Below are 11056 nucleotides of genomic sequence, written 5' to 3' on the forward strand. Positions count from 1 at the left end.
GCGAGCGAGACCTTCGACCAGGCTGTTCACACGAACGGCCGGGTCGAGGTCGCCCTGCGCCCAGAACCCGGTCGTGTTTAAAACCGGGAGTATCCGTGCAAGGTTTCCTCACCGCGCTGGCCGTCAGCTTCGCGGTCATCTTCGTCGCCGAGCTCGGCGACAAGTCCCAGCTCATGGCGATGACGTTCGCCACCCGCTTCAAGCCCGTCCCGGTGCTGGTCGGCATCACCGCGGCCACCGCGCTGGTCCACCTGGTCTCGGTCGGCATCGGGTACGGCCTCGGCGCCGCCCTCCCGACCGGCTGGATCTCGCTCGTCGCCGGTGTCGCGTTTCTCGCCTTCGGCGCCTGGACGCTGCGCGGGGACCACCTCACCGACGAGGAGAAGTCCAAGGCGGAGAAGTCCACCGGCTCCGCGATCCTTGCCGTCGGCGGCGCGTTCTTCCTGGCCGAGCTGGGTGACAAGACCATGCTCGCGACCATCACGCTCGCCACCCAGCACGGCTGGTTCGGCACCTGGGTCGGCTCGACGGTGGGCATGGTGGCCGCCGACGCGCTCGCCATCCTGGTCGGCCGCTACCTCGGCCGGCACCTGCCGGAAAAGGTGATCAAGTGGGGAGCGGCCGCCCTCTTCGCTATCTTCGGCATCTGGCTGCTGATCGAGGCGGTCGTCGACCTCCGCTAGCCACGGCCGGCCACGCGGCCGGTCACGGCATCATTGAGATCTTGGCGAAGTCGCGGCTGCCGGCAGGTGGGCGACGGCTGCCAAGATCGAGAGGGAGAGGTGTCGTGCTGCGACAGGTCGCGATGGCGCGGATGCAGTTGCAGCGCGGCGAGGCCGCCGGCGCCGCCGAGTTGCTCGGCCCGGTGCTCGCCGCCGAGCCGGACAACGTGGGCGCGCTGGTCCTGATGACCCACGTGCAGCTGGCCCTGCGGAAGCCGGAGCTCGCGCTGGAGACGGCCGAGCGGGCGGTCCGCAACGCTCCGGAGTCCCCGGAGTCGCTGACCGCCCTCAGCCGGGTGCAGACCGCGCTGCACCGGCACGAGCCGGCGATCGAGACCGCCCGGGCCGCGGTGCTGCGCGAGCCGGAGAACCCGTACCGGCACAACCGGCTGGCCTGGGCGCTGCTGGAGGAGGGAGTCCGGCTGATCGACGCGGAGCACGCGGCGCGCGAGGCGATCCGCCTGGATCCCGGCGAGGCGGACTTCCGGATCACGTACGCCATGGTGATGAAGGCCCTGCAACTGCCGGACCGGGCCCGGCAGGCGCTGCGCGACGCGCTGGAACGCGAGCCGGACAACGCGATCGCCCGGCACGAGCTGGCCGCCTTCGACGTGGTGCACCGGAACCCGTTCGCGCTCTCCCGGCTGGCCCGGGGCGCCGCCGGACTCGCCGGTGCCCTGCGCGCCGACCCGAGCCAGGAGGCCAGCCGCTCGCTGCTCGACGCGGCGCTGCGGCAATTCCTGGTCTACACCGCGATCATCCTGGTGGTGCTCGCCTACCTGGGCTGGCAGGTGGCGGACGACTCGGCGGCCGGGGCGCGTGTCCTGGCCGCCGCGGCGGCGCTGGTCCCGGCGGCGTACGCGGGATACTTCGTGGCCCGTCTCGATCGAGGGCTCCGGGCGTACCTCAAAGATGTGCTGAGCAGGCGGCGGATCGCCGGCCTGACCACCGCGGTGACCCTGCTCCTGCTGCTGGCCGCCACGGTGGCGCCGGCCGAGTGGCTGACCGAGTTGCTCGCCGCCGCAACGATCGCCGGTTTCGCGGTCCGCCTGCTCACCGCCGTGGTCCCGCGAGCGGTCTGACGTCGCATTGAGCTCATATCTCCGGCGAACCTGCCGAAATAGGGCCTGTGAGCACTATCCCCCTACCGCCCACGCCCATCGCCGCTCCCGGCGCCGCCGAGCGTGCCGCCGCCGACCCGGCCGACATGGCGGTCACCCAGGCCGCCGCGCTCTTCGAGAACATGCAGCCCGAGCAGGCCCTCGCGCTGCTCGAACCGGCCCTCGCCGCCCGGCCCGAGGCACCCGCCGGCTGGATCCTGATGGCGCGCCTCCGGCTCGCCCTCGACCAGGTCGAACCGGCCCTGCACGCGGCGAACCGGGCCGCCGAGCAGGCGCCCGAGGACCCACGCCCGCTGGCGATCGCGAGCCGCGCGCTCACCCTGCTCGGCAAGCACGACGAGGCGATGGGCATGGCCTACCGCGCCGTCATCGTCGAGCCGAAGAACCCGCTCTGGCACGACCGGGTGGCCTGGGCCCTGCTGGCCGCCGACCGCCAGCTCGCCGACGCCGAACAGGCTGCCCGCACCGCCGTCGGCCTGGACCCGTACGAGGCCCACTACTACTTCACCCATGGGGTGGCCCTGGCCGCGCTCGGCCACATCGACCAGGCCCGCCAGTCCCTGCAGACGTCGCTCCGCCTCGAGCCGAACAACCCGGTCGCCAGGCAGCGCCTCGACATCCTGAACGGCGACGCCGTCCCGACCCCGGAGAAGAAGAAGCGCGGCTGGAAGCTCTTCGGCCGCAAGTCCGAGCCCACCGTCATCCGCCCCGAGGAGCAGGCCTAGCTGGACATCACACCTGGCCCGTGTTGCGGCCGGATTCCGAAACACGGGCCGGCCGTGTTCAGGTCGAGCGGTGCCGGTGCCGGAGCAGCAACCAGACGAGCCAGCCGGTGCCGATGATGAAGCCGAAACTGATCAGGCGGTAGAGCACCACCGCGGCGACCGCGCCGGCGCTGTCCAGGCCACCCGCCACCAGCCCCAGCACCAGCGCCCCGTCCACCACCCCGAGCCCGCCCGGCACCACCGGTACGCTCGCGGCCGCCATCCCCGCGCAGTACGCGATCAGCAGATGCACCGCACTGATCCGGTCGGCACCGATCCGGTCCACCTCGACGGCGACGCAGCACATCCACAGGCAGAGCGCGTCGAACAGCCAGTTCGCGCAGGCCAGCGCCGCCGCCAGGGCGAACCGCGCCGGATGCACCCGGATCGCCCGCAGTTGCACGACGAACCCGAAGAGGCGATCCGCCCCGTGCTGGGGCGGCCGCCGGCGCACCCGGTTCACCCCGCCGAGCAGCGCCCGTACCGGCCTCTCCAGCAGGCGCGGCCGTACCGCGATCAGGCGTACCGCGGCGGTCACCGCGATCGCCGCCACCCCGTACCCGATCAGGGACCGCCAACTGCCGGTGTTCCTGGCCAGGATGCCGCCGACCGCCCCGACCAGGATCAGCGCCCCGCTGGAGAGCGCCCCACTGATCGCGATACACCAGGACGCCTCGGCGGGGGAGGCCCCGTACCGCCGCATCTGCCGGAAGTTGAAGCTGGTCGAGAAGAGTGGCCCGCCGGGCAGTGTCACGCTCAGCGAGTGTGACGCGTACGCCATCGCGACGTGCCGCCGTACGCTGACCTTGGTCCCCGCACCGCGCAGGAGAGCCCGCTGCATTCGCGCATAGGTGCCCATCGACGCGATCTCGGCCGCGAGCGCCGCCGCCACCCAGCCCCAGTGTGGTGCGCGCAGCTGGCCGATCGCCTGGTGCAGCGCGGACCATCCCACGACGATCTCGACCGCGAGGACGATCAGCACCGCCACGGCCACCAGCGGACCCCGGTACCGCCACTTCGGCGGCCCGGCGGCCGGTGGGGCCGTCACCGGGGTCGCGGTCATCCCCCGCATCGTCCCACCGGATACCCGCCGGGATGCGTGGTTCCGCCGCACCCGCCCGGCGCCCGGTGCCCCGGCGGTGGCCGCACCGTCCGGTCCAGGCCGTTTTCAGTCGCAGGAAGTTTGAAAAAATCTGGATTAGTCGGATAATTCTGGCATGATGGCCCTCCTGGCAACGGTGCCACCGCCCCCAGCGATCATCGCGCGGTACGACTTCAACGAGGCGGCGCCCGCGATCGACGACGAGTCCGGCTTCGGGCACACCCTCCGGGTGATCTCCGGGCACGGCGGCCGGGTACGCCCGGTGGCGCACGGCCCCGGCATCGCGCTGGCCTTCCCCGATCACTGCGTCCTGCAGATCTGCCCGCACGTGGCGTTGCAGAGCCCGGACAGCGCCGACCTGAACCCCGGCACCCGGGACTTCTCGTTCGGCGCCGAGATGCTGCTCGCCTCGAACGCCACCAGCAAGGGCCAGAACATCCTGCAGAAGGGGTACTCGAAGACCAGCAGCCAGTACAAGCTGCAGATCGACGGCGACGCGGGACGGCCGAGCTGTGTGCTGGTCGACGTGCGCCAGCCGGGCATCCGGATGGTCCGCAGCACGATCGGCACCGCCGACGGCCGCTGGCACAGCGTCCGGTGCCGGCGCAGCGGCGAGGTCTTCGAGATCTACGTGGACGGCGTGCTGCGCGGCGGCACCCGGGTGCCGGTCACCCTGGCCGTGGCGAACGACCGCCCACTGAGCATCGGTGGCAAGGGCGCGTACCGGGACAACGACCAGTTCAACGGCGTCCTCGACAACGTCTGGGTGGAGATCGGTTAACCGGCGGCGGCCGCCAGCAGGGCGCCGTCCCTCGAGTCCCCCGAGAGCTCCCAGGCGAACATCCCCCGCAACTTCTGAGATTTCGCGTACGCGAGCTTCCCGCGCACGGTCGACGGGGTGTCGTACGACCACCACTGCGAGCCGCAGACCGCGTACGCCGTACCCCCGATCGTGCCGGTCGGTGGGCAGCGTGCCACGAGCACCTTGTAGTCCTCCATGCCCTTCTCGTACGTTCCGGGTGCCGGCCCGGTGGCCGTCCCGCCCGGGGTGGCGCCGTTCACCCCGGTCCACCCCCGCCCGTAGAACCCGACCCCGACGAGCACCTTCGACGCGGGCACCCCGAGCGCCAGCAGCTCGTTCACCGTCGACTCGGTGGTGGACGTGGTCCTCGGGATCCCGGGGTACGCGCTCAACGGCGAGTGCGGTGCCGTCCGTCCCCCGGAGGCGGAGCCGGCCCCGAAGTAGTCGTACGTCATGGCGCTCAGCCAATCCACCTGCCCCGCGGCCGCCCGGTAGTCGGTCGCCCGCAGCTTGGTGACGTCACCCGGAACGGCCGCGGTCACCACGGCGCCCGCGCCGAAGGCGGCACGCAGGGCGGTGAGCATCCGGGGCAGCGCCTCCCGCCCGCTGGTGTCGCAGGTCAGGCCGCAGGCGTTCGGGTACTCCCAGTCCACGTCGATGCCGTCGAAGAGCCCGGCCCAGCGCGGATCCTCGACCAGCGCGCGGCAGGAGCGGGCGAACCGCTCCGGATCCCGGGCGGCCTCGGTGAACCCCGACGACCAGGTCCACCCGCCGAACGACCAGAGGATCTTGAGATCGGGGTAGGTCGCCTTCAGCTTGCGCAGCTGACCGAAGTTCCCGCGCAGCGGCGTGTCCGCGTCGTCCGCCGCACCGTCCACGCTGTCCATCGCGGCGATCGGCTTCTGGTATGCCGCCCACGCGTCCCCGACCCCGCACTCGCCCCCGTCGACCTTGCCGAACGCGTACAGGAGATGGGTGAGACGGCGTGCCGCACCGGTCGCCTCGACGTCGGCGACCCGGTATCCGCGGCCGTACCCGGCCCATTCGGTGTAGTAGCCGGCCAGTACCGAACTCCGATGGTCCGGAGCGGGAGCCGGGCGCGGCGTCGCCTGGCAGGCGGCGAGGGCCAGGAGGAGTAGGGCGAGGACCGCCGACCGGATGCGCACCGGGCCGAAGGTATCCGCCGGTTCGGGCGTTCTGCCCCTCATTCACCCGATCGAGGATGTGAGGGCGGCTACCTCGGCGGGCCGGTCGTGCACACCTGTGTAATCGTCATCCCGTGGCCATCAGCCCGGAGGTACGCGCTCTCTTCGCCTGGCGCCGAGTGCTGGGGCGGATGCGGGCCGTGCTGCGCAGCGCCGTGACCACCTTCGTGGTGGTCACCGTGACGCTCTGGCTGATGCCCGGCGTGGCCAGCGCCGACATCGCCGACACGCTGGGCCTGGTGGTGCTGGTCGCGGTGGTCGGCGCGGTGCTGCGGCCGCTGCTGCTGCTCGCGATCACCGCGCTGGGCGGCTGGGGCGCGATGCTCTTCGGGGTGCTCGCCCAGGTGGTGGTGATGGTGGTCGCGCTCAAGCTGGACCCGGCGAGCCGGATCCGCGGCCTGCCCACGCTGGTGATCGCCGCGATCCTGGCGGTGGTCTTCGCCGCGCTGCTGGACTGGATGGCGGACAGCGGCAGCGACGACACGTTCGTCCGGGAGGCCCGGCGGCTGATGCGCGGCGTCCGGCGGCGGGCGGCCCGGCGCGACGGCGGCCCGTTCTTCTCGATGCGCCGCCCGGTCCCCGGCACCGCGCCGGGCCTGCTGGTGGTGCAGCTGGACGGGGTGGCCGAGCCGGTGCTGCGCTGGGCGCTGCGGGCCGGCAACCTGCCCACCCTCGGGCACTGGCTGCGCAGCGGCAGCCACCACGTCCGGCAGTGGCACACCGGCCTGCCCTCGACCACCCCGGCGTCGCAGGCCGGCATTCTGCACGGCGCCTCCCGGCAGATCCCGGCCTTCCGCTGGTACGAGAAGGAGTCCGGCAAGCTGATGGTGGCGAACCGCCCGCGCGACGCGGCGGTGATCGAGCGCCGCCTCAGCGACGGCCGGGGCCTGCTGCGCGACGGCGGGGCGAGCATCAGCAACGCGTTCGGCGGGGACGCGGCCACCAACCTGCTCACGGTCAGCCACGCGGCGCTGCCCGGCCGGTCGGCGCGCGGCTGGGCGGCGTTCATGGCCTCGCCGTACGGCTTCACCCGCGCGCTCGTCCTCGGGGTGGCCGAGGTCCTCACCGAGCTGCACCAGGCCCGTCTCCAGCGCCGCCGCAACCTGCAGCCCCGGGTCAGCCGGTCCGGCGCGTTCCTGGCCCTGCGCCCCGCGTCGATGCTGCTGCGCGACGTGAACGTGTCGCTGGTCGCCGAGCAGATGGCCCGCGGCGCCCCGGTGATCTACTGCGACCTGGTCGACTACGACGAGGTCGCGCACCACGCCGGCCCGGCCCGCCCGGAGTCGATGCGGCAGCTGGAGGGCATGGACCGGATGCTCGGCGTGCTGGGCCGGCTCTCCCCGGAGGCGGCCCGCCGCTACCACCTGGTCGTCCTCTCCGATCACGGGCAGAGCCAGGGCGCCACCTTCCGCCAGCAGCACGGCGAGACCCTGAACGACGTGGTCACCCGGCTGACCGGCCCGGACGCGGTGGCCGGCACGCTGCTCCCGGCCGAGGAGGAGGGCAGATTCGAGCCCTCGGCGACACCGGACGCCCCGGTGCTGGTGGTCTCCTCGGGCAACCTCTCGCTGATCTATCTGACCCGCTTCAAGCACCGGGTGGACCGGACGGAGATCGAGGGGGCGTATCCCCGGTTGATCGCGGGGCTGGCCGCCCACCCGGGTATCGGCGTGGTGGTGGTCTCCGACGTGGACGGTCCGATCGCGGTCGGGCCGGGCGGCACCCACCGGTTGCGCGACGGCGTGGTCACCGGGGTGGACCCGCTGGTGCCGTACGGTCCACAGGCTCGCGGTGACCTGCTCCGCCACCAGCTCGCCGCACACGTCGGCGACCTCGTGGTGATCAGCGCGGTGGACCCGCAGACGCAGGAGGTCGGCGCGTTCGAGGAGCTGGTCGGCTCGCACGGCGGGCTGGGCGGCTGGCAGACCGACGCGATGCTGGTCTACCCGGCGGCCTGGCCGGTCGCCGCCGAGCTGAACGGCCCGGACGCCGTGCACCGCCAGCTCGTCGAGTGGCTGGAGATGCTGGGTCTCCGCCGGGAGACGTCCCGGCTGACCCCGGGCGAGGAGATCACGCTAGGTGATCTTGCGGCTGCGGGCCACCCGCTCGCTGACCACCCAGTACCGGGCCGGGGCGAGCCGGGCTAGCCAGTCCGCCGCCCGGGCCGCCCGGGTGATCACCAGACGCGGCCTGCGGTTCTGGATCGCCGTGACGATCTGCGCGGCCGCCTCCTCCGGGGGCAGGGTCAGCGCGTTCTCGGTGAACCGCCGGTTCTCCGCGGCCTGTTCGCCGTCCACGTCCGGCCCGCTGATCCGGGCGTTCAGCGCGATGTCGGTCCGGACGCCGCCCGGGTGCACCACGGTCACCCCGACGCCGCGCGGCACGAGCTCGTGCCGCAGCGCCTCGGTGAAGCCGCGGACCGCGTACTTGCTGGTCGCGTACGCCACCTGTCGCGGCGGCGCGATCAGCCCGAACAGGCTGGAGATGTTGACCAGGTGCGACCCCGGCCGGGCCAGCAGCTGCGGCAGGAACGCCTTGGTCATCCGGATCACCGCGTGCAGGTTGATCTCCAGGAGCCAGTCCACGTCCGCCAGGCTGTTCTGCTCGAACGTCCCGCTCAGCGTCACCCCGGCGTTGTTGATCAGAAGATCCGCGCCGCCGTGCCGGGACACGATCTCCGCGGCGAGGTCGCGCCGGTCGCCACCGTCACCGAGATCTATCCGGTACGTCGTGACGCCCCGGGCGCCGATCTCACGGGCGGTCGCCGCGACCCGGGCCAGCCCCTCGGCATCCCGGTCGATCAGTACCAGGACCGCCCGCCGCCGGGCCAGGTCCAGCGCGAGCGCCGCCCCGATCCCGCCGGCCGCCCCGGTGATCACACAGGTACTCCCCGCGAACGTGAACCGCCGCATCTCCACCCTCCGTGGTCGTCCGGCCGCTGATCGTCGTCGCCGATTATCGCTGGCCGAGATTCACGGCGTTCCCGACGCCCACTGATAACCACCGCTTAAGGACCGCACAGGACGCGCACAGACCCGATGGCCACTCTCTTCACCAGGGAAGCAACCAACCGAGGAGTAACGACGATGAATCAGCACGACGCCTCCGACGGCTCCGCCTACCCCCGTTCCCATGCTCAGTACGGCCAGGGCGCTCCGTCCGACTGGCCGCCGGCCGCCCGGTCGCGCGACTCGCACGCCGAGGCCGCGTCGTGGCAGTCCGAGCAGCGGGACGCCCCCACCTCCCAGTGGTCCGCCACCGGTGACCCCAGCGGCGCGCCCGCCGCCTGGCCCAACTCCCCCGCTGGGCCAGGCGGCGCGCCCGCCGCCTGGGAGCAGTCCGGTCCGCCGGCCTCCTGGGAGCACTCGAGCACTACCGGTGGCCCGTGGGCCCCCACCCCGGGCGAGCGCGCCGGCGGCGCCCCTTACGCCGCCGGCGCGCCCTACACCGCGGACGGGCACGACGGGTACGGAACCCCGGAGACCTGGAGCAACCAGGTGCCCGACTCGGTACCGGCCCACTGGAACAACGGCACCGGCCAGGTCCCGGACGCCGTACCGGCACACTGGAACGGCCAGGACGGCAACGGGCCCAGCGGCAACGGACACGCAGGCTACGGGCAGGGCGGGATGGCCGACGCACGCGGCGCCGCACCCGCCGCGTGGCAGCAGGCCGGTACCACCGCCGTCGACTCCACCCCGGCCGCCTGGAACCAGGGCACCCGTCAGACGGACCAGGCGCCCGGGGTGGCCGCGGCCGGCTGGCCGGCACCCGCCGCCGAGCCCGTCACCGGTCACTCGGCGTCCGCGTCGGTCTCCTCCGCCTGGCCGGTCAACGGCCAGGCCGCCGAGGCGCCGCCGTCGTGGAGCCCGCAGGCCCAGGCTCCGGCCGTGCCCGCGCCCGTCGCCGCCCCGGCCAGCGAGCCGGAGCCCTGGTCGCCTCCGAAGGAGGAGCCGAGCACCGGCCGCAAGAGCCCGAAGATGGCGGTCATCGCGGCCATCGTCGCGGCCTTCCTCGCCGGCGGTGGCGTGGGCGCCGGCATCACCGCGGCCCTCAGCGGCGGCGACACCAGCACGTCCGTGCCGAGCGGTCAGCCGGGTCAGCAGAACGGCGCGCCCGGCCAGCAGAACGGCACCCAGCAGAACGGTCAGGCCCCGAACGGCCAGGCCCCCAACGCTGCGCCCTCGGCTTCGAGCGGCACCTAGGCAGCGACCTCAGCATTACCCGGGGGATAAAGCAGAGATGGTCCTCGCTGTGGGCGGCGAGGACCATCTCTGTGTTCCCAGGTCTTCTCCGGTCCCTCTTTCCCGGACCGGCCTCCGGTACGCGCTACGCCGGGTTCTCCTCGACCGGCCCTGCCGTCGTGGCGGCCCTCGCCCGGCGCTTGCGGATGTGTCGTACGTGCAGCGTCACGTAGATCGCGATGGCCAGCACGACCAGCCCGATGGCGAGCCACTTGTACCGGTGCGCGTGCTCGATGATCGTCACGAGGTGCACGCCCAGCAGGTACGACACCGTCGTCCACCAGCCCACCCAGAGCGCCGCGCCGATCGCGTTGTACAGCGTGAACGTCTTCCACGGCATCTTGGTGACACCGGCGATCACGCCGTTGAGCTGGCGCAGCCCGTCGATGAACCGGGCGATCACGATGATCCCGTTGCCGCGGCGCGCGAAGAACTGCTCGGCGCGCTCCAGCCGAGCCGGGGTCACGAAGATGTACTTCCCCCACCGGTGCACGGCCTTGCGACCGCCCCGTAGCCCGATCCAGTACCCGATGTTGTCGCCGATCACGGCCGCCACGAACGAGATGACCGCGACCACGAAGATGTTCATCCGCCCGGCGCCGGCGTAGATGGACGCCGCCACCATGATCGTCTGCCCCGGTGCGGGGACACCGAAGCTCTCCACGCCGATCACACCGGCGATGGCCAGGTAACCCCAACGGTCCAGGATCGGGGCAACACTGTGCAGAAACCCGGGAAGGTCGGCTGTAGGTGGCATCGGCTACACGGTAGCGGCAGCCGAGCAGGCCAGCCGCACGGACCTGTGATCAGACCTTTCGGGTATCCACCGTCGATCCGACGTGTGACGCGCCTGTTTCCGGACCGCGTCACGCACTCGGCCGGGCCCGGAAACGGGCGCTGCACCCGGAAAGGCCCGATGGCGCCGAGCCCGAACCGGGCTGGCGCCATCGACGGCTTGCTTACCGCTCACGGATTCAGATGGTGTCCGTGGCCAGGTGGTTGCGCAGCTTGCTCAGGGCCTTGGTGAGCAGGCGGGAGACGTGCATCTGGGAGATGCCGATCTGGTCGGCGATCTGGGATTGGGTGAGGTTGCCGT

The 11056-nt window shown here is 72.5% G+C and carries 11 protein-coding genes; 6 read left to right on the top strand and 5 right to left on the bottom strand.

The features are described 5' to 3' along the window. Nucleotides 1–95 precede the first annotated feature (95 nt). The 3 genes from AB0M08_RS27335 (at nucleotide 96) to AB0M08_RS27345 (ending at nucleotide 2568) form a co-directional block, all read left to right on the top strand. Nucleotides 96–683, top strand: a complete 588-nt coding sequence (locus AB0M08_RS27335) for a TMEM165/GDT1 family protein (protein WP_364498878.1) — start codon at nucleotides 96–98, stop codon at nucleotides 681–683. A 104-nt stretch (nucleotides 684–787) separates the two neighbouring features. Beyond that, nucleotides 788–1804: a tetratricopeptide repeat protein gene (locus AB0M08_RS27340; protein ID WP_364498881.1), complete on the top strand. Its 1017-nt coding sequence runs from the start codon at nucleotides 788–790 to the stop codon at nucleotides 1802–1804. A 47-nt stretch (nucleotides 1805–1851) separates the two neighbouring features. Further along, complete coding sequence (locus tag AB0M08_RS27345) at nucleotides 1852–2568, top strand: tetratricopeptide repeat protein (protein WP_364498884.1); 717 nt, start codon at nucleotides 1852–1854, stop codon at nucleotides 2566–2568. Between the two features lie 58 nt (nucleotides 2569–2626). On the opposite strand, the gene AB0M08_RS27350 is transcribed toward AB0M08_RS27345, so the two are convergent. Further along, the gene (locus AB0M08_RS27350; protein WP_364498887.1) at nucleotides 2627–3670 is read right to left on the bottom strand and encodes a YbhN family protein; all 1044 of its coding nucleotides are present in this window, start codon (nucleotides 3668–3670) and stop codon (nucleotides 2627–2629) included. Nucleotides 3671–3824: 154 nt separating this feature from the next. Between AB0M08_RS27350 and AB0M08_RS27355 the strand changes: the two genes are divergently transcribed. Then, nucleotides 3825–4490 carry a LamG-like jellyroll fold domain-containing protein gene (locus AB0M08_RS27355; RefSeq protein ID WP_364498890.1) on the top strand — a complete coding sequence of 222 codons (666 nt, stop codon included), beginning with the start codon at nucleotides 3825–3827 and terminating at the stop codon, nucleotides 4488–4490. On the opposite strand, the gene AB0M08_RS27360 is transcribed toward AB0M08_RS27355, so the two are convergent. Next, nucleotides 4487–5677 (bottom strand): glycoside hydrolase family 18 protein, encoded by a 1191-nt coding sequence (locus AB0M08_RS27360; protein ID WP_364498893.1) that lies wholly within the window; start codon nucleotides 5675–5677, stop codon nucleotides 4487–4489. The two genes, AB0M08_RS27355 and AB0M08_RS27360, sit on opposite strands and share 4 nt — an antisense overlap. A gap of 113 nt (nucleotides 5678–5790) precedes the next feature. Between AB0M08_RS27360 and AB0M08_RS27365 the strand changes: the two genes are divergently transcribed. Beyond that, on the top strand, nucleotides 5791–7863 hold the full coding sequence (locus AB0M08_RS27365; RefSeq protein WP_364498896.1) for an alkaline phosphatase family protein: 2073 nt from the start codon (nucleotides 5791–5793) through the stop codon (nucleotides 7861–7863). Here AB0M08_RS27365 and AB0M08_RS27370 read toward each other — a convergent pair. After that, nucleotides 7792–8628: an SDR family NAD(P)-dependent oxidoreductase gene (locus AB0M08_RS27370; RefSeq protein ID WP_364498899.1), complete on the bottom strand. Its 837-nt coding sequence runs from the start codon at nucleotides 8626–8628 to the stop codon at nucleotides 7792–7794. The genes AB0M08_RS27365 and AB0M08_RS27370 overlap by 72 nt on opposite strands. 174 nt (nucleotides 8629–8802) lie before the next feature. Between AB0M08_RS27370 and AB0M08_RS27375 the strand changes: the two genes are divergently transcribed. Next, nucleotides 8803–9921, top strand: a complete 1119-nt coding sequence (locus AB0M08_RS27375; protein ID WP_364498902.1) for a hypothetical protein — start codon at nucleotides 8803–8805, stop codon at nucleotides 9919–9921. A 124-nt stretch (nucleotides 9922–10045) separates the two neighbouring features. Here AB0M08_RS27375 and AB0M08_RS27380 read toward each other — a convergent pair whose 3' ends face one another. Further along, nucleotides 10046–10717, bottom strand: a complete 672-nt coding sequence (locus AB0M08_RS27380) for a DedA family protein (protein WP_364498905.1) — start codon at nucleotides 10715–10717, stop codon at nucleotides 10046–10048. Nucleotides 10718–10934: 217 nt separating this feature from the next. Then, on the bottom strand, nucleotides 10935–11056 hold a 122-nt coding region (locus AB0M08_RS27385; RefSeq protein WP_364498927.1), incomplete at its 5' end, for a sigma factor-like helix-turn-helix DNA-binding protein.

It is taken from the genome of Actinoplanes sp. NPDC051851, from assembly GCF_040681165.1.
GTDB lineage: Bacteria > Actinomycetota > Actinomycetes > Mycobacteriales > Micromonosporaceae > Actinoplanes.

Bases quoted from the DNA above. Each gene is read 5' to 3' on its own strand.
- AB0M08_RS27350 (WP_364498887.1), bottom strand. From the start codon at position 3,670: ATGACCGCGACCCCGGTGACGGCCCCACCGGCCGCCGGGCCGCCGAAG.
- AB0M08_RS27355 (WP_364498890.1), top strand. From the start codon at position 3,825: ATGATGGCCCTCCTGGCAACGGTGCCACCGCCCCCAGCGATCATCGCG.
- AB0M08_RS27370 (WP_364498899.1), bottom strand. From the start codon at position 8,628: ATGCGGCGGTTCACGTTCGCGGGGAGTACCTGTGTGATCACCGGGGCG.
- AB0M08_RS27375 (WP_364498902.1), top strand. From the start codon at position 8,803: ATGAATCAGCACGACGCCTCCGACGGCTCCGCCTACCCCCGTTCCCAT.
- AB0M08_RS27380 (WP_364498905.1), bottom strand. From the start codon at position 10,717: ATGCCACCTACAGCCGACCTTCCCGGGTTTCTGCACAGTGTTGCCCCG.